General features: G+C 38.7%; 18 protein-coding genes. 5 read left to right on the top strand and 13 right to left on the bottom strand.

Annotated features, from left to right (window positions below):
• The first annotated feature begins 59 nt into the window (after positions 1-59).
• The 3 genes from J2756_RS07760 (at position 60) to J2756_RS07750 (ending at position 2,359) form a co-directional block, all read left to right on the top strand.
• Positions 60-851 carry a CBS domain-containing ParB/RepB/Spo0J family partition protein gene (locus J2756_RS07760; RefSeq protein WP_209584339.1) on the top strand — a complete coding sequence of 264 codons (792 nt, stop codon included), beginning with the start codon at positions 60-62 and terminating at the stop codon, positions 849-851.
• Positions 848-1,135, top strand: a complete 288-nt coding sequence (gene hisE / locus J2756_RS07755) for a phosphoribosyl-ATP diphosphatase (protein ID WP_209584329.1) — start codon at positions 848-850, stop codon at positions 1,133-1,135. The genes J2756_RS07760 and hisE overlap by 4 nt, the downstream gene beginning before the upstream one ends.
• A gap of 87 nt (positions 1,136-1,222) precedes the next feature.
• A complete protein-coding gene (locus J2756_RS07750; protein ID WP_209584327.1) occupies positions 1,223-2,359 on the top strand; it encodes an aldo/keto reductase in 1,137 nt (378 codons plus the stop codon).
• 22 nt (positions 2,360-2,381) lie between these two features.
• On the opposite strand, the gene comE is transcribed toward J2756_RS07750, so the two are convergent.
• Complete coding sequence (gene comE, locus J2756_RS07745) at positions 2,382-2,924, bottom strand: sulfopyruvate decarboxylase subunit beta (protein ID WP_209584326.1); 543 nt, start codon at positions 2,922-2,924, stop codon at positions 2,382-2,384.
• Positions 2,925-3,001: 77 nt separating this feature from the next.
• On the bottom strand, positions 3,002-3,430 hold the full coding sequence (locus tag J2756_RS07740) for a MarR family winged helix-turn-helix transcriptional regulator (RefSeq protein WP_209584323.1): 429 nt from the start codon (positions 3,428-3,430) through the stop codon (positions 3,002-3,004).
• Between the two features lie 316 nt (positions 3,431-3,746).
• Here J2756_RS07740 and J2756_RS07735 point away from each other — a divergent pair, with 316 nt between their 5' ends.
• Together J2756_RS07735 and J2756_RS07730 are read left to right on the top strand one after the other, a co-directional pair.
• Positions 3,747-4,298 (top strand): flavodoxin family protein, encoded by a 552-nt coding sequence (locus J2756_RS07735; protein WP_209584322.1) that lies wholly within the window; start codon positions 3,747-3,749, stop codon positions 4,296-4,298.
• Positions 4,299-4,536: 238 nt separating this feature from the next.
• Positions 4,537-5,184: a flavodoxin family protein gene (locus J2756_RS07730; RefSeq protein WP_209584321.1), complete on the top strand. Its 648-nt coding sequence runs from the start codon at positions 4,537-4,539 to the stop codon at positions 5,182-5,184.
• 174 nt (positions 5,185-5,358) lie between these two features.
• Here the strand turns inward: J2756_RS07730 and comD are convergent, their stop codons facing one another.
• The 11 genes from comD to J2756_RS07675 all read right to left on the bottom strand — a co-directional run bounded on the left by comD (position 5,359) and on the right by J2756_RS07675 (position 17,467).
• Positions 5,359-5,850: a sulfopyruvate decarboxylase subunit alpha gene (gene comD / locus J2756_RS07725; RefSeq protein WP_209584320.1), complete on the bottom strand. Its 492-nt coding sequence runs from the start codon at positions 5,848-5,850 to the stop codon at positions 5,359-5,361.
• Positions 5,840-6,871, bottom strand: coding sequence for an L-sulfolactate dehydrogenase (gene comC, locus J2756_RS07720; RefSeq protein WP_209584319.1), 1,032 nt, complete (start codon positions 6,869-6,871; stop codon positions 5,840-5,842). The genes comD and comC overlap by 11 nt, the downstream gene beginning before the upstream one ends.
• Before the next feature lie 19 nt (positions 6,872-6,890).
• Complete coding sequence (gene purM, locus J2756_RS07715) at positions 6,891-7,919, bottom strand: phosphoribosylformylglycinamidine cyclo-ligase (protein ID WP_209584318.1); 1,029 nt, start codon at positions 7,917-7,919, stop codon at positions 6,891-6,893.
• 103 nt (positions 7,920-8,022) lie between these two features.
• Complete coding sequence (locus J2756_RS07710) at positions 8,023-8,874, bottom strand: hypothetical protein (RefSeq protein ID WP_209584313.1); 852 nt, start codon at positions 8,872-8,874, stop codon at positions 8,023-8,025.
• Positions 8,875-9,359: 485 nt separating this feature from the next.
• On the bottom strand, positions 9,360-11,264 hold the full coding sequence (locus tag J2756_RS07705) for a beta-CASP ribonuclease aCPSF1 (protein ID WP_209584311.1): 1,905 nt from the start codon (positions 11,262-11,264) through the stop codon (positions 9,360-9,362).
• A gap of 128 nt (positions 11,265-11,392) precedes the next feature.
• Positions 11,393-12,016, bottom strand: a complete 624-nt coding sequence (gene psmB, locus J2756_RS07700; RefSeq protein ID WP_209584309.1) for an archaeal proteasome endopeptidase complex subunit beta — start codon at positions 12,014-12,016, stop codon at positions 11,393-11,395.
• A gap of 408 nt (positions 12,017-12,424) precedes the next feature.
• The gene (locus J2756_RS07695; RefSeq protein ID WP_209584307.1) at positions 12,425-13,516 is read right to left on the bottom strand and encodes a formate--phosphoribosylaminoimidazolecarboxamide ligase; all 1,092 of its coding nucleotides are present in this window, start codon (positions 13,514-13,516) and stop codon (positions 12,425-12,427) included.
• A 310-nt stretch (positions 13,517-13,826) separates the two neighbouring features.
• On the bottom strand, positions 13,827-14,354 hold the full coding sequence (locus J2756_RS07690) for a beta-class carbonic anhydrase (RefSeq protein WP_209584305.1): 528 nt from the start codon (positions 14,352-14,354) through the stop codon (positions 13,827-13,829).
• A 174-nt stretch (positions 14,355-14,528) separates the two neighbouring features.
• A complete protein-coding gene (locus J2756_RS07685) occupies positions 14,529-15,731 on the bottom strand; it encodes a Coenzyme F420 hydrogenase/dehydrogenase, beta subunit C-terminal domain (protein ID WP_209584302.1) in 1,203 nt (400 codons plus the stop codon).
• A gap of 5 nt (positions 15,732-15,736) precedes the next feature.
• On the bottom strand, positions 15,737-16,162 hold the full coding sequence (locus J2756_RS07680; RefSeq protein WP_209584300.1) for a hydrogenase iron-sulfur subunit: 426 nt from the start codon (positions 16,160-16,162) through the stop codon (positions 15,737-15,739).
• A 108-nt stretch (positions 16,163-16,270) separates the two neighbouring features.
• Positions 16,271-17,467 carry a Coenzyme F420 hydrogenase/dehydrogenase, beta subunit C-terminal domain gene (locus tag J2756_RS07675; RefSeq protein ID WP_209584298.1) on the bottom strand — a complete coding sequence of 399 codons (1,197 nt, stop codon included), beginning with the start codon at positions 17,465-17,467 and terminating at the stop codon, positions 16,271-16,273.
• Positions 17,468-17,470: the final 3 nt, after the last annotated feature.

The following is a 17,470-nucleotide window of genomic DNA, read 5'->3' as shown; positions in this document are numbered from 1 at the left end:
ATTTAACTCAACAATAAACTTATAATAAAATTCAATAATAATTGATTAGGAGATTTTGAATGACAAGTTCAGCCCTCGTAAAGGATTATATGACTAAAGAAGTTATAACTGTAACTCCCAACACTCCAAATGAAGAAGTTATCAAGTTAATGAAGGCAACAGGTCACGATGGTTTTCCTGTTAAAACCGATGGAAAGGTTATTGGAATGGTAACAGCATTTGACCTTCTTCTCAAGGAGTGGGTTCCACATGTTGAAGGTATAATGTCAAGGGATGTTGTTGTATCTGACCAGGAAATGTCAATAAATGATGCTGCAAGGGTCATGTTCCGTATGGGAATTTCAAGACTCCCAGTGGTTGATAAAGAAGAAAATCTGGTTGGAATATTAACAAACACAGATATTGTACGGTCCCATATTGAGAGATCCACTCCAATGAAAGTTAACTACTTCAAAAAAACCCTGGAACAGCTTTACAACATCAAAACTAAGATAGTACGCATGAAAGTCCCAATTGAGAAGCTGAGACCAACACAGGACAAAATATACGCCGATGAACTTCAGGGAAGAACCTATGAACTTAAAAGGGGTCTTGCAGAACCAACCATAGTTGTTAAGGTTGGAAATCGTTTCGTTCTTGTTGACGGCCATCACAGGACAGTTGCAGCCCGAAAACTAGGTTACAAAGAAATAGATTCCTACGTCATCAGGATAGATGAAGATATGAAGCTTGGACTTGAAAAAACAGCTGACAAAAACGGCATATTTTCATTCAACGATATAGAAATAATAGATGATGCACAACATCCACTAATAGCAATAACAGGACCTCTCAGGGAGATAAAAAAGTGAAAGATGAAATAATAAGGGAAGTTTACCAGGTTTTAGAGGATAGACGTGACAATCCCATTGATTCATACACCTCTAAGATAATGTGTGACAGTAATAAACGTGCAGAGGACAAGATCCTTGAAAAAATAGGTGAAGAAGCTGCAGAAGTTTTAATTGCATCTAAAAATGATGAAAACCTTGTTTATGAATCTGCAGACCTCATATTCCACACACTACTGCTACTGGTTTACAAGGGAGTTGAACTCGACGAACTCTTCGAGGAGTTTGAGAGGAGAAGAAAATAAATTTTTTTATATAACTTTTTTAAAGCTTTTCATTAAATTGAAACACATTAAAACTTCTTATTCTTACATATTTTTGAGGTATAATACATGTTGTATCGTGAATTAGGTTCCACAAGTGAAAAAGTATCCATACTAGGCTTCGGTGCAATGCGCCTGCCTGTTCTGGATGGTCAGTACGATAAAATAGATTTTGAGCGAACAAAAGAACTCCTACACCATGCAGTGGACTGCGGAGTTAACTACGTTGACACTGCACACCCATACCACAATGGTGAGAGTGAAAAGGTGCTTGGAGAACTTCTCAAGGACGGTTACAGGGAAAAGGTTCACCTTGCAACCAAACTTCCAAGCTGGAAGATCCAAAAAAGAGAAGACATGGATTTCTACCTTGAAGAACAGATGGAACGCCTTCAAACAGACCATATAGATTTCTACCTTCTACACTCACTTAAGAAGGACTACTGGGAAAATCTGAAATCCCTGGGAGTTCTGGAGTTCCTGGACCATGCAGTTGCAGACGGCAGAATAAAATACACAGGATTCTCATTTCACGATGAAATAGATCTTTTCTTTGAGATAGTTGACTCTTACAAATGGGATGTGTGTCAGGTCCAGTACAACATTGCAGATGAAAACTACCAGGCAGGAATCGATGGTATAAGATATGCTTCAAGCCAGGGAATCGGAGTCATTGTGATGGAACCCTTGAGGGGAGGATCCCTAGTGAATGGAATACCATCCGAGGTTCAGGAACTATGGAATGAAGCTCCAGTAAAGAGAAGCCCTGCAGAATGGGCTTTAAGATTTCTATGGGATAAAAACGAGATAAACACAGTTTTAAGTGGTATGAACACAGTTGAACAGCTTGAAGAGAACTTAAAAATAGCTGAGGCCGGAGTTCCAGAGTCACTCACTCAGGACGAGAGGGATATTATAAGGGAAGTTAGAAGGGTTTACCATCAGAGGATGAAGGTACTGTGCACTGAGTGCGGCTACTGCATGCCATGCCCTGAGGGCGTGAACATTCCAGGAAACTTCAAACATTTCAACAGCGCACACATATACAACGATGTTGAAAATGCCAGAATGAACTACTACGGACTTTTAAATGAGAAAGAAAGGGCTTCAAACTGCACCCAATGTGGTGAATGTGAATGGACATGTCCACAGATGATCGACATCAAGGGAACACTTAAAGAGGTTTCCAAAACCCTTGAAAAATAAACCTGAAAAATAAAAAGGGGATTCAAGGTTTCACTTCAGCCATGAAACGTTCCTTTATGGCACAGGCATCCATGGGTATTATTGGAACATTTGCATTTCCCGGTTCGACCTTAACATGGACGAAAACAGGACCTTCTGTCTCTAAAACTTCCTTGAAATTTATTTCATCCTCGAAGTAAAATACTTCCTTGAATCCAATGCCCTCTGCAATCTTCCACATGTCGAAGGATGATGCGTAGGTACACTGGGAGCCTGTTGAACCGTAGCATTCATTATCGAGCACCACAAGCACCAGATTTTTTGGATTTTGATTGTAAATTGTTACAAGACTCCCCATGTTCATGAGAACTGAGCCGTCACCGTCAAAAACAACGACCTTTTGTTCTGTGGATAGTGCAAGTCCAAGGCCGATGGAGGATGCAAGTCCCATTGAACCCAGCATGTAAAAGTGGGTGGACTTGTCTTTAACGTGGTAAAGTTCTCTTGATGGAAATCCTATGTTGCAGACAACGAGTTCATCTTCCAGCTCGTCAGTGATTATTTTAATTGCATCTATTTTCTCCATTTTCGCATCCCCTTTAGTTTAAATCATGTTCAGGCCATAAAATGTATAGTTAAATGATGATATGCTTGATGTTAATATTACAAATCCTGTTCAAGTTTGTTGCATGCCAAATCAATTGACTGGGCTAACTTTTCACCCTCTTCAAATCCCAATATCTTGGAATATCTGTTTAAAAGGTTTTTCCAGCATTCTTCAATGGTCCCCATCAGATCAACACCCTCCTCTGTGGGGTGGAGAAATGAGGATTTACCCTTAACCTCTCTTTTAACCAGGGATTTGTGTTCCAGTTTGTCTATGAAACGTGAGGTAGTTGATGGTTTGATATCAAGCTCATGGCTGAGATTGTTCTGAGATATTCCAGGGTTTCTATTTATTATCATCAGGGCAAATGCCTGTGATGGGAACAAACCCGCTGACTTAAATTCTTCTTCAGCCATTTTTGTTAATATTCTTGATAATCTGTTGCTTGTAAAATACAGGCAGTTACAGAGATATCCATCACTCATAATCCGTTCTCCTTGGATAAAATATTTTTACATGAAATTTAAGCAGTTAAAACGTTAAAAAACCTTACTTTTTAACATATCTTACTTTTTATTCTCTATTTTTTGTAGTATAAAAAAATTTGTTTGAATTTTACTTTTTGAGTTGAGTATATCTGAGTGTAAATTCACTTTTTGAGTTGAGTACATTGGAATCAGATGAACTTAGGTTTCACAGGGATCTAGAATCGCCCTGATCCACAACAATGATCTGTATGAAAACACTTATATATGTTTGTACATACAACTATTCTGTTGATTGAAACTGGAGGTTCATACCATGAAAGTAGTAGGATTTGTAGGAAGCCCAAGGGAGGGTGGAAACACTGAAATTCTGGTTGAGGAAATGTTGAAGGGAGCTTCTGAAAGCGGAGCAGAAACAAAGATATTCAACCTCAATGCACTGAAAATAACTCCATGCCAGGCGTGCGAACGCTGCAAAATCAATGGGGGTGAATGTGCCACCGATGACGACATGCAGACGCTTTACAAAGAAATAAAAGAATCTGATGCATTCATACTCGGTGCACCCATATACATGTGGCAGATGTCAGCCCAGGCAAAAATATTCACAGACAGACTTTACGCATTCTTCATGACAGGTTTTGAGGAAAAATACGGTAAAAAAGATATTGCACTCACATTCGCACAGGGAAACCCTGATGAAAATGCTTTCACAGACTACCTGAACTCTGTAAAAGATATGTACGGCTTGTTTGGAAATGTCAGGGATCCACTGGTTGCAGGGGGAACCCATGAACCTGGTGAAATTAAAGGTAATGAAGCGGTTATGAGAAGGGCAAGGGAAATAGGAAAAGATCTTGTTAATTAATGGATTTAATTCCCTAACTCATTTTTTAAACCTTTTTTTAAAATTTATAATATTCCAACTTTTCAAAATTGAACAACACTAAAAAGTTTAGAATTTAAGTTCAATATTATATAATACTGGTATGGTTTGTAGTTTTATACTAAAAATTCGCAACTGAAAATACATCCCATTATTATCCCCTTAAAATCTAAAAGATCAATACTTCCAGTTTAATCAATTTCAGGAGGGATTGAAATATATGAAGGTTACTGCAATCAATGGAAGTCCCCGAAAGAAATGGAACACTGCAACGCTCCTTGAAAAAGCCCTTGAAGGTGCCAGATCACAGGGAGCAGAAACAGAACTCATACATTTGTACGATATGACTTATAAAGGGTGTAAAAGCTGCTTTGCCTGTAAGTTAAAGGGTGGAAGAAGTTACGGAAGATGTGACATCAAGGACGATCTAACCCCTCTACTTGACAAAATCACTGAAAGTGATGCACTGATCCTCGGATCTCCCATTTACCTTGGAGCAGCCACAGGTGAAATGAGATCCTTTTTTGAAAGGTTGATATTTCCATATCTTGTTTATGATGCTGAAGGATCAACCCTTTTTCCTAAAAGAATACCTGTAGGTTTTATTTACACCATGGGGGTGACTGAGAAGGTAATGAATGAAATAGCTTACCTTGAACATTTCAAAGTTGCAGAACATCTTGCCGGCCGTATAATTGGAGAATCAGAGTCCTTACTTGTTACAGACACATATCAGTTCAATGATTACTCCAAATATGTTTCTTCACGATTTGACCCTGCATCAAAACTTAAAAGAAGAAAAGAAGTATTTCCCAGGGACTGTGAAAAAGCCTTTGATATGGGTGTAAGGTTTGCAGGAAAAAGATGAAATTAGCACTCTTTTTTAAGATATAATCCATTAAGATATAATCCTTTAAAAGATAATTCACTAAAAGATATCAAAATAATGAGTTATAGGTTATAACTTTATTTTGATAAAATTAAGGTTCAAAAAAAAGATTTTAAAATTAATTCTAAAATGAATTTATCGGGTTTGATTATATTACCAGAACCCGATATCAAGAAGAATTCCCACAGGAGTTCCACCAGTTTCTGAAAGACCCCAAGCATCAGGAATAACCTTCAATGCCTCTTCAGGAGTTTTGGGGTTGAAATAGGGCATGTCCAGTGCATCCAGGACCTTTGGGGTGGCTTTACCCATGGGTATCTGGGCTGATATCTTCTCGCCCAGCGTCCCCCTGTGGCTCATAACCATAAGAACAGGGAACTGGTAAAGTTTAAATAGTGAAGCCAATGCATTTACAGAGTTGCCCAGCCCAGAGTTCTGCATGAGTATTGCAGGTTTTCTTCCACCCATGAATGCCCCTGCACATATCCCAAATCCTTCCTCTTCCCTTGTAACAGGAACATGTTTTATCTCAGGGTCGCACTCCACCATCTTGAGAACCTCTCCAAGGTTCACACATGGAAGTGTGACTACGAAGTTTATCCCTGCCTTTTTAAGGGCTTCATAAACTGCTTGGCTACTTTCCACCTATAATTTCCTCCAGATCAAGTGATACTTCCTCTGATATTTCTTTGAGCTGTGATAGGAGTTTATCATCCAGTTCAATACCCTCTTCCTTGTGTTTTTTCACGTTGAGAACTTCCATATCTCCAGGTATGAAAACGTTTTCAGGGGCTTTAACTTCAGATATGAAATCATCAACTTCTGTTTTGAAGGTTTCAGTGTCACCGAACTTACTAGGATCTATGGCAGCTATTAAATCTCCCTTTGTACACATTTCCTCAGGATGTGCTGTTCCAGTAACTTCCTTACCACAAGCGGCCCTTACAAGGGGTCCTGCAAGCAACTCGATCATGAAAGCAAGTGCGTATCCTTTATGGGCTCCAAATGGCAGTATTGAACCTTTAAGTGCTGCTTCTGGGTCTATGGTTGGATTTCCATCTGCATCGAGTGCAACGTTTTCGGGTATTTTTTCACCCTTTCTCATGGCTTCAATTAGTTTTCCCCTTGCAGATGCTGATGTTGCCATATCAACAGACACGTAGTTCTTGTTTGAAGGCATACCAATTGCTATTGGATTTGTACCTATTATTGGTTCTTTTCCTCCAAGTGGAGCTACTGCGGGTTCTGTGTTGGCTATTGCAATACCCACCATGTCCTCCATTAGGGCCATGTCTGTGTAGTAACCTGTGGCACCGAAGTGGTTGGAGTTATGAATACCCACAAGACCTATTCCTGTTTCTTTGGCTTTCTCTATTGCAAGCTCCATTCCCCTGGAGGTCACAACATGTCCAAATCTGTGGTTACCATTTATGAGGGCTGTTGAAACAGTTTCTTTCTCAACAACTATTTCTGTATCTGTTTTTATTGTTCCTGCCCTTAATCCCTTGATGTACTGGGGGAATCTTCCTATTCCATGGGATGAAAATCCTTTTAAATCTGCGTCTACAGTGACATCTGCAACGATCTTTGCGTCCTCTTCTGACACGTCCATCCTTTTCAGGATTTCGATGATTATTGACCTTTCCTCGTCTATTTGTATGTTCATGTATGCACCTTCAATTGAATTATAACTGAATAATAGTGTCCTTTAAGGTTTTTACATTAACCTTCTCTTCTTGGTCGTCTAAAGCGTACCCTATTTTATAAGCTTTGTTGTACCTTTCTATAATCTTTACTGTTGCATCAGCATCTTCTGGATTTACAATCACAACAAAACCAATTCCCATATTAAAAACCCTGTACATCTCCTCAAGGGGCACTCCAAGTGAATGGAGGGACTTAAAGAGAGGTTTAGGTTCGGGGAGTGAGTTTATATCGTAACCCGCACCTTTTTTAAGGCGTTTCAGGTTTGTAAATCCACCTCCAGTTATATGTGCAAGTCCATGAACATCAATATCTTCCTTTAAAAGTTCCACTATAGGTTTCACATAGATCTTCGTTGGTCTTAGAAGTTCTTCACCAACGGTTGTGTTGGGATCATCTGGTAGTGGGTCATCAACCTTGAGTCCAGCTTCATCAAAGAAAACCTTCCTTGCAAGGCTGAGCCCATTGCTGTGTATTCCACTGCTTTCTATTCCAATTAAAACATCCCCTTCGTTGATGTTTTTACCGGTTACAACACTGTCAAGATCAACGATTCCAATTCCTGTACCTGCAAGGTCAAAATTCTTTATTATCTCAGGGAGTGATGCAGTTTCTCCACCCATCATTGCGATATTTGCCTGTTTACACCCTTCAAGAAGGCCTTCAGCTATCTGAGCTGCAACTTCAGGGTCCGGCTTTTCAACTGCAAGGTAATCCACCATTGCTATGGGCTCTGCTCCAACACAGAGGATATCATTTACAACCATTGCAATGCAGTCTATTCCAACCGTGCTGAAGTCTTCCATCATTTCAGCCACCAGTATCTTACTGCCAACACCATCTGTGCTCATTGCAATACCTTTATCTCCGAGTTTAACAAGTGCTGCAAAATGACCACTTTCTGTTATTATCTCCCTAAATTTAAGGGTTTCTTTCAGTTTCGAAGTTAGTGCAGAAACTGTTACTTCTTCAAGACTTATATCTACCCCAGATTCTGAATACGTTACCATAAATTCACCACATTATATTTATTTTTAACCTTAATTGGTTTTTACTGATACTCTTAGTTATTTGGTTTTTATTCTAAAATAGTTATTAAATTAGTTATTAGGTTCATGCAATGGATTTTTCAAGTGATACCATCTCTTTGCCATGAGCAAGTTCCATTGAAACTGAAGTTTCTAAATTCTTCATGAATGTTTTCTCGTTGGAACTAATTAATATCTTCGCAACATAACTTAAAGCCTTAACTCCACTGAGTCTTACATGGTAATTTTCATCATCAAGAAAACTTTTTAACCTGCGAATATGTCCCTTTTCAAGGAAACTACTGGCATAAACAGTACATAACTCGTTCAAAGCATCTTTCTGCACGGATTCAAACTCTAAAAGTTTTGAGTAGGAATCTGCACCATTTTCAACCAGTTTTTCCTCAAATATATCATCAAATAGATATTCAAGGCACTCAAGTTCTGGGAAGGATTTCATTATACGGGAGTAAAGGAAGTTTTTGTACAATGAGTAGTTCAATATATTGTAAAAACGTATTAAACGTTCTTTCAGTTTAATATCAGGTTTAAAAAAAGTTATTTTATTAGAAACTTTTTTTAATTCTTTAAAATAGGGTATGGATGTATTATGGGATTTAAAATATTTTAAATTTATTTTTATCATGGATTGAAATTCATCAAACATTTCGGGGATTAAATTGAAGGGTTCTGCATAATTCACTTCGCCTGAAATTATTTCCAGGGAATCCAATGCAGATCTACGCACATACTCATCTTCATCATTTTCCATGCACTGCAGTTCTTCAAAAACCAACCTTTGCATGTGAATTTCTGGTATTAAAACGAACAACTGTCCAAGGGAATATGCAACCACATCCCTTCTTTTATGTGATGTTAAAGTTATCAGTAAATTAATACCCAAATTCAACTCTGTGTTGTCATGGTACTTTTTCAAGTGGTCTAAAATTTCTTCCAGCTGTTTAAGAGGTTCTGCTTCGAATTGGGATTTTTTATGATTGGCTTCATGTTTTTGTTCATTGTCAAAGTATGACTTTTCAAAAACCGTAATGGGACAATACTTTTTTTTATAAGTTATCTCAACCCCATATCACCTCCACCCCCCTCAAAATCTTTTTTTTAACTTATTTGAGGTATTCAAAGGCACATATTCTTCAAGCATCTCCAGATATATATTTGAACTTAGGATTTATTAAATTTTGTGGAGAGATTAATAAGGAATTTTAAGTTTTTAATCTGAGTTATGGGAGATATCATTCATTCAAATTAGAATAGATCAATTCAAATTGCTAAATCAAAAACTAAATCAAAACCTAGTAGAATCAAAATAAACAAGTTAATTAAAAATAGATTAAAGGAAGGGAGTTAAAAAAAGTGGTAGAATCTTCCTCAAAACTTTTTTTATCAAGGAATTTCTACTTTTCACTGTATTCGAACGGTTTCAAGGTTCATTGGAGTTTTTGTCTCAATTTTGTACTGTCTGTAGATACTTGAGGCAAGATCCAGTGTTTTGTAGTTGTCACCGTGGCATATCATGATCTTCTCTGGTTTTGGTGAGAGTCTTCTCACGTAGTCCATTAACTGTTTCCTGTCTGAGTGTCCACTGAAACCTTCAATGGTTTTTATCTCCATCTTCACGTTGTAAACGTTGGTTTTACCCTCTTCTTTAAGTGGTATTTCCTTCCAACCCTTCTGAATCCTTCTACCAAGGGATCCCTCGGACTGGTAACCAACAAAGACCAGAGTGTTTTTCTCGTCTTCGCAGAACCATTTGAAGTATTCAACTGAATTTCCACCTGTAAGCATTCCAGATGTTGAGAGAATTATTGCGGGTTCTCCTTCAACTATGTTCTGCCTCTCATTGCCACCGTTGACCTTGTGGAATACCTCGGATATGAATGGATTCCTTCCCATGTGGAATATCTGATCCCTGAGGTCTTTGCTCAGGTACTCTGGACGGGCTGTGTGTATGGCAGTTGCTTCCCATATCATTCCATCTATGTAAATGGGTACTTCATCAATGATTCCATGTCTTATGTACTCATCAAGAACTATCATAAGTTCCTGTGCACGTCCAACAGCAAATACTGGTATTAACACCTTTCCACCACGTTCAAGTGTTTTGTAGATGATCTTAACGAGCTCTTTCTCTGCATCGTTGCGTGTTGGCTGAACATCATCGTGTCCACCATACGTACTTTCCATAACAAGGGATTCTATACGTGGAAACTTACTAACTGCAGGTTCAAGGAGTCTGCTCCTTTCAAATTTGAAGTCGCCAGTGTAAACGAAGTTGTGCTGACCGTCACCTATGTGCATGTGGGTGATGGCAGAACCAAGTATGTGCCCTGCATTGTGAAGGGTTAACCTTATGTCTGGAGCAATATCTGTCACTTCACCGTAGTCAAGGGTTATGGTATGTTTAATACTCTTTTTAACGTGTTTAACATTGAATGGTAATGGATTATCTTCCCTGTGGGCTATGTCAATATGATCAAGCTGTAAAAGAGTCATGAGGTCCCTTGTTGGAGTTGTACAGTAAACAGGGCCTTCATATCCGTAGTGGTAAAGGTAGGGTAAAAATCCGCAGTGGTCAAGGTGGGCGTGGGATATTATAACTGCGTCTAGATCGTCTAAAACAAATTCTGGAACGTTCAGGTAGGGGTATGAACTTTTATCATCTGTACCTGCAACGTTAACACCACAGTCAAGGAGTATCTTACTGTTGGTTGTCTGCAGAAACAATGAAGATCTTCCAACCTCTCTGAAACCACCTAATGATGTTAAACGAGTCCATTCATTCTCTGATGGCAGTTCCCTATGGATCCTGTTTCCAAGATCCTGCAATATTTTCTTACGTTCTTTACTGTTTTTTCTAAGGGTTCTTCTAACCCTCTGTATAACTTCTGATGTTATTGGTGGAGTTCTAAGAATTTTAGGTGCCCAACCAATATTTTTAACTATTTCACGGGATGTTGACCCGTATTTACCAATGACAAGGCCAGGTTTTCTGGCTTCTATTATTACCTCGCAAGTTACATCATCAAAGGAGATGTTGGTTATCTTTGCATCTTCTGGAACTATCTCATGGATCTTCTGAATTGCTTTTTCAGGCTCCATAAGAACGGAACGGTCTGAACGTATAATTATACGTTTCCTTATGTCCTTTGCAAGGTCCCTTATAAGATCACCATTCTCTGTGATGATCTCCGGATTTTTTGTGTAGATCACAACCTCCGGACCTTCAAATTCCACCTTTGCTACTTGTACTCTTTTGGGTAATCTTTGTACTATTGTATTTTTAATTTCTTGAATCTCTGAACCCATATAATCACTTCTAAAAAATAGAAAACAACTGTGAATTAATTAGATACTAAAACAGTTGTGTTTACGATTTATAAACAATTTATAATAATTTAATTTAATAAAAAAGGTTTAAAAGTTTAAACTGAAAATTAGTTTAATTCTTTAATCTTCTTTTCAACCTCTTCAGGAGGCAACATTTTGAATCCTTCTTCCTCAGTAATGGTTGCAACCAGCATTCCATTACCAGAGTAGGTGTCTCTTTCAATTGCGGATTTTATTGCTCTTACAGCCACATCAACACCTTCTTCAACGTAGAGGTCTTCACTGTAGCGGTCTTCAAGCACACCGTATGCGAATGGTGAACCTGAACCTGTGGATATGACCATATCCTTTACAACTCCACCTGCTGGATCCAGTGAGTAAATTGCTGGCCCTTTAGCATCCACTCCCCCTAGGAGGGTTTGGACGTAGAGTGGGTTTGAATGTAATATGTTGGATGTTAGTGTTGCTGCAGAATCAACGCTTATTCTGGCACCGTTTCTGAGTCTGTAAAGTGCTACCTCTGCACTGATGTACTTCATTAAAACCTGTGCATGGGAAACAGACCCTGCAATTGTTGCACCTATGTGGTCGTCTATTCTGAAGATCTTTTCTGCAACCTTGTGAGCTACTAAATTGCCCATGGTGGCTCTTCTTTCTGTAGCGAAAACAACTCCATCTTTACAGGTCAAACCAACAGTTGTAGTGCCTATTAATTGATTTTTATCGTTCATTAAATACACCTCGAAAAAAATACGGCAAATAAAAATAGTTTTCAAATAAGAATTGTCTATGCCTATTTTATAAATTCATGCTATATAAATATTACTAGTTTTACTTTTTTTCATTTCTTTCATGAGTTTCCTAATTTTAATTGAAGTAAAACCTTTTTTGTTTAATTATTTTCATTTTAAAATGTTTATAAAGGTTTTCATTTTATTTTTTCAGTTCAATCATCTAAAGATATTTTTTTTATTTTAAAAAATATTTTTAACAATTCAAGTTTAAAAATTCAATTAAAACTTAATCATTGATTTAAAGACGTAATATCCATTTTTATGGTAAAATATCAGTTTAAAACTAAAAAAACCTAACATTAAAAATAGAAAAATAAGGGAACATTAAAATAAATGAAATAAATATCAGGTTATTAAAAGGTCTAACCTGTCTTCTTCAATTCCATTCTTAATTTCCCTGGATATCCTGCGACCCATACTCATAGGTTCTCCGAAGAGTAGGTAACTGTACGGTGAGCCATCCATAAAGGTGTTGGTTCCACCATCGGTTCTTGCACTCATCTCAAAAACAACTATCTCCAGGTTGTCGGTGCACATGGTCTGTAGACAGAACGGACCGTTCATTCCAGGTTTCACGAGTTCTTTTGCAGTTTCAACAAGATTGTCACCGATTTCAAAGACCTGTGGGAGCAGGGATTCCCTCATAACCACGGGATGATTTCCTGTGACAACGTAGGATGGATCCAGTCCCACTTCAAGCTGATCCTTGGCAGGTATTCTGCACAGTCCATCGATATTTGACTCAAAACGGCTGTCCATTCCCAGAACTTCTACCTCATCTTTTAACACAGAATAGAAATAATGCACACAGAAGTTACAGCCTGAAACATATTCTTCTATGTGGGCCTGTGCAACATCTTCCTCTTCTATCCATTTCCTTTCAAGCATTGCATCGATCTTTTTGTTGTACTCCTCAGTGGAAGATGCAACGAAGTATCCACGACCTCCCCTTGCCCCAGGGAACTTCACCATCACGGCCCTGTCAATATCAGCAGGTTCCTTATACTTAAATGGCATCCTTATACCTGACTCTGTTATGAGTTTTCTTTCGAGGTCTCTTTCGGCCTCCCATCGTAGCACGTCTCGGTTACCAAACATTGGAACCTTGAATTTCTCCTCAACATTATCCAATCCTGCATATGCAACGAATGAACCGTGAGGAACCACTATACTGTTCATATCCCTGAGTTTCTGCTGCACATCTTCGTTAACTATGTCCTTGAACTCGTCAACAATTATGTATTCATCTGCAACATCGAATCTTTGGTATGGAACTTCCCTTCCTTTCTCACAGACCACAGCAGTTTTAAATCCTTCTCTTTTTGCCCCTTTCAGTATGTGCAGGGAGGTATGGCTTCCTAAGGTCGCAATAGTTATATTGTCCTTATCGTATCCATCCAAAATACTAAGAATCTCCTGTCTGTTTATTTTGCTCATTTGAATTCCTCCACATGTCATTTTATTTGAATATGGTTCGTTTTTGAATTCCGTTATGTTATTTTATTTCAGTATGATTTGTTTTTAATATTAATCTTTCGTTTTATTCTTTGGAGGGGTAAAGTACAAAGATATTACAAAGAATAGTACTATTCTGACTAAGGTGACATAAAAAAAAGTAATTAGTTATGCGTTTGTAGTCGCTATTTTTTTGACTACCTGACCTTGTAATTGGGATTTAATAATTAAAATTCAGTTCATTGAATCAACAATCCTTAAATTAAGGACCATAAAGAAAAAAAGAAGAAAATCATTTATCTTCTACAAGTACCTTCAATTTACCCTGGTATAGATCTATTATCAAGCCATGCACAGGTACATCAGATGGAATGAACTGTGATCCCCTTATTTTTTCAACAGTTTGAACCACGTTTTTTTCCTCGTCATCAATGGCTCCTATCCACTCCTTAAGATCAAGCTCTGTAACTGTTTTTTGATCTACTCCACGATCCATCATAGCAGCACGGATCTTCCCTGGATCTACATTTGCCATCCCACAATCGTAGTGTCCAACCACCATGATCTCCTCTACACCAAGGGCATATACTGCTGCTGCAAGGGATCTTATAACGTCCCTGTCTACTATGGTGTTACCTGCATTTTTTATTATTTTGGCATCACCTCTTCCAATGCCCATGGCATGTTCTAAAAATCCTGTTAGTCTGGTATCCATGCACGTTACAACTGCTAATTTCTTTTGGGGCATATGGCTCATTTTTTTAGGTTCAAACTCTTTAACAAAATTTGCATTGGCTTTTAATACTTCATCAAGCATCATTTTATCACCTAAAACACTCTAATAAACCACAATTTGTAATAAAGATTGTACCGTGTAAGAGGTGAATGTGGACAATATTTTATTTAAACTAATTGTGGTCTATTAAAGTTATTGTGCTACTGTATCATTATGGATATGCAGTAATCGCACGTCTTTTAATGTAATCACCGGTATTTATTCCTCACTAGGCTCTTTATTTATTATGGAAAGGGGAGGTTTTTGTTCAACATCGTATCCGGTATGGTATTTAAACTCTTCTTGCAACTGGACATTTATTTTATGGAAGATTTTTGCAAGTGGAATCTCAGCAGGGCACACTTCCTCACACTGTCCGCAGTTCGTGCATGAATCCACCATGTGAATCATTCTTACGAAGTGGAACATGGGTGATGGTGGAAGTTCTCCTTTTCCTACCCAATGATTAGATTCTGACTCAATAGAACATTTTACACAGAAGCATAATGGGCATGCTTCTCTGCAGCCATAACATTTTATACATTTGTCAAATTCATCCATGTACTGGTCAAGGGAGAGTAGTTCACCACTTTCTTCTCCGAAATTCCGGTCTTGCCATTTGTTTGCCAGATTTAGCATCGCTTTATCAATATTTGCACGTATCTCAATACCTTTTGGTACTGGATCCTGTACCTTTAAAGCTCCAGCTTTTATAGCTTTATCTAAGACTTCTGCACCTTTTTCTGAGAATACTTCTACAAATGTTGCTTTTCCAGCCATAGGGCCTATAACTCCCCAGTTACCCATAGCAAGGTCTGACATTACAGGTATGTTGTTTTCACACCTTCTACAGTTTGTCCTTCGACCGTATCCCTCATCTTCAAGTACATCTATGCCTATTTCTTTTTCTTGGTCATCTGCTGTTTCTATGATTAAATTTCCTTTGGCGATTTCTTCTTTTACAACAGTGTCAGGGTTGATTTCATAGAATTTTTCTATCATTTCGCGGGCCTGAACTGGAGGTAGGGTTCCACCACAGTTAACTCCAACCATTACAACGTTGTCCCTTTCTATCTGCTTTCTTTTCATGAGCTCTACAATGGTCATTGCATCGCATGGTTTGGTTGTGACAGCTATCTTCATGTCTTTTGCGCCGTTGAGATACTTACTGAGTGTTTTGGCGATGTTCAGTGTTCCGCAGTGTAGGGATCCTGCTGTTTCTATGATTTCGTCGGGGTTTGTGATTAGTGTGGGTACTGCGTCGTAGAGGTCTGCTCCTTTTTTAACGGCCAATACTGCATCTACAATACCTTCTTCAAGTAAGAATTTCATTATAGATGTCACGGCTCCGCCACACTCTCCGCTTTCAGCTATCTCCTCGTCCGGAGACCATGCATAATACATATCGTTTACTTTAACCATCTAAATCACCCGATCTCCGCCTTATTTTTTCTCCAAGAGAAAGGACCGAGTTCTCTCACCTGATCACTAATACCCTTCATTGCTTTGGCAAATTTTTCGCCTTCTGATGCAGATATCCAATCTAAATTGAATCTGCCTTCTTCAATGCCAAGAGTTTCCATAACAGTTTTCAGGGCTGTTATTCTGCGGTCACATGCATAATTTCCTCTGTCGTAGTGGCAATCTCCAAAGTGGCATCCTGCAACCATCACTCCATCTGCTCCTTCGTCAAATGCTTTTAGGACAAACAGTGGATTTATTCTTCCTGAACACATCACTCTGATTATACGTACGTTAGGAGGATACTGCATTCTTGCAGTACCTGCTGTGTCTGCTCCACCGTATGAACACCAGTTACAACAGAAAACCAGAATTTTCGGTTCCCATCCCATAATATCGTCTCCATGTATTTTTTTATCATATTTTTAATTTTTAAATATAAAACACGAAAATTATAGGAAGTGAGAAATCCTCACTTCTCATTTTTAATATTTCACGTTTTATTTACCTGGCATTGGGAAGTAAGAAAGAGGTGGCTTTTTATCATCCATTCCCCTAGTGAAACCATAGGTTTCCTGGAGTTTGAGGTTAATCTCATGCCAGATTTTTGCCAGGGGTATTTCAGCAGGGCACACTTCTTCGCACTGTCCACAGTTGGTACAGGATTCCACCATGTGAATCAACCTTTCCATATGGAAAAGTGGTGATGGTGGAAGATCTTTACTCAGCCAGTCTGGACCTTTATCTGCCTCTAGACAGCAATTTTCACAGTAACAGATTGGACAAGATTCCCTGCAACCGAAGCACTTGATACATTTATCGAATTCGTCCATGTACTGGGCGATGGTGGTGAATATTTCACCTCTGCTTTCATCGAAATCTTTGGCTTGCCATTTACCTGCTAATTTTGCCATTATCTTGTCGATGTTTGCCCGAATTTCAACACCTTTGGGTATTGGTTCCTGGGTGTTAAGAGCTCCGGATTCTATGGCTTTACCAAGGACATCCGCACCCTTTTCTGAGAATACTTCTACAAAGGTGGCTTTACCAGCCAGTGGCCCGATCACGCCCCAGTTACCCAGTGCTAGATCAGCCATACGTGGGATGTTGATTTCACATCTTCGGCAGTTGGTTCTTCGACCGTATCCAGCGTCTTCCAGTTCGTCGATACTTATTTCCTGTTCTTCATGGTCTTTGGTTTCGATGATCAGTTTTCCTTTGGCAATTTCTTCTTTTAACACTTCATCTGGGTCAGTTTCATAGAATTTTTCGATCATCTGTCGAGCTTTAACAGGAGGCATGGTTCCTCCGCAGTTAACCCCTACCATAAGAACGTTGTCTCCATCCACCTCTTCCCTTTTTATTAATTCTACCAGAGTCATGGCATCGCAGGGTTTGGTGGTAACGGCTATCTTCATGTCCTTTGCACCGTTGAGGTATGTTCCAACTACTTTGGCCATGTTCAGTGTTCCGCAGTGGAGGGATCCTGCTGTTTCTATGATTTCGTCAGGGTTTGTGATTAGGGTTGGTACGGCGTCATATAAATCTGAACCTTTTTTAACGGCAAGTACTGCGTCCACTATGCCTTCTTCTAAAAGGAACTTTAATATGGTGGTTACTGCCCCACCACATTCACCGTTGGCAGCTATTTCATCGTCTGAACCCCATGCATAGTACATATCTCCTATTTGAACCATTGT

Origin of the sequence: Methanobacterium aggregans (assembly GCF_017874455.1) — an archaeon.
Taxonomy (GTDB): Archaea; Methanobacteriota; Methanobacteria; order Methanobacteriales; family Methanobacteriaceae; genus Methanobacterium_C; species Methanobacterium_C aggregans.
Note: the sequence above shows the minus strand (reverse complement) of the source record. Positions and strands in the feature narration are given on the sequence as shown.

Bases quoted from the DNA above. Each gene is read 5' to 3' on its own strand.
- J2756_RS07740 (WP_209584323.1), bottom strand. From the start codon at position 3,430: ATGAGTGATGGATATCTCTGTAACTGCCTGTATTTTACAAGCAACAGA.
- psmB (WP_209584309.1), bottom strand. From the start codon at position 12,016: ATGAACGATAAAAATCAATTAATAGGCACTACAACTGTTGGTTTGACC.
- J2756_RS07680 (WP_209584300.1), bottom strand. From the start codon at position 16,162: ATGGGATGGGAACCGAAAATTCTGGTTTTCTGTTGTAACTGGTGTTCA.
- J2756_RS07730 (WP_209584321.1), top strand. From the start codon at position 4,537: ATGAAGGTTACTGCAATCAATGGAAGTCCCCGAAAGAAATGGAACACT.
- purM (WP_209584318.1), bottom strand. From the start codon at position 7,919: ATGGTAACGTATTCAGAATCTGGGGTAGATATAAGTCTTGAAGAAGTA.
- J2756_RS07685 (WP_209584302.1), bottom strand. From the start codon at position 15,731: ATGGTTAAAGTAAACGATATGTATTATGCATGGTCTCCGGACGAGGAG.
- J2756_RS07690 (WP_209584305.1), bottom strand. From the start codon at position 14,354: ATGATGCTTGATGAAGTATTAAAAGCCAATGCAAATTTTGTTAAAGAG.
- comE (WP_209584326.1), bottom strand. From the start codon at position 2,924: ATGGAGAAAATAGATGCAATTAAAATAATCACTGACGAGCTGGAAGAT.
- J2756_RS07750 (WP_209584327.1), top strand. From the start codon at position 1,223: ATGTTGTATCGTGAATTAGGTTCCACAAGTGAAAAAGTATCCATACTA.
- J2756_RS07675 (WP_209584298.1), bottom strand. From the start codon at position 17,467: ATGGTTCAAATAGGAGATATGTACTATGCATGGGGTTCAGACGATGAA.
- J2756_RS07695 (WP_209584307.1), bottom strand. From the start codon at position 13,516: ATGAGCAAAATAAACAGACAGGAGATTCTTAGTATTTTGGATGGATAC.
- J2756_RS07760 (WP_209584339.1), top strand. From the start codon at position 60: ATGACAAGTTCAGCCCTCGTAAAGGATTATATGACTAAAGAAGTTATA.
- J2756_RS07705 (WP_209584311.1), bottom strand. From the start codon at position 11,264: ATGGGTTCAGAGATTCAAGAAATTAAAAATACAATAGTACAAAGATTA.
- J2756_RS07735 (WP_209584322.1), top strand. From the start codon at position 3,747: ATGAAAGTAGTAGGATTTGTAGGAAGCCCAAGGGAGGGTGGAAACACT.
- comC (WP_209584319.1), bottom strand. From the start codon at position 6,871: ATGAACATACAAATAGACGAGGAAAGGTCAATAATCATCGAAATCCTG.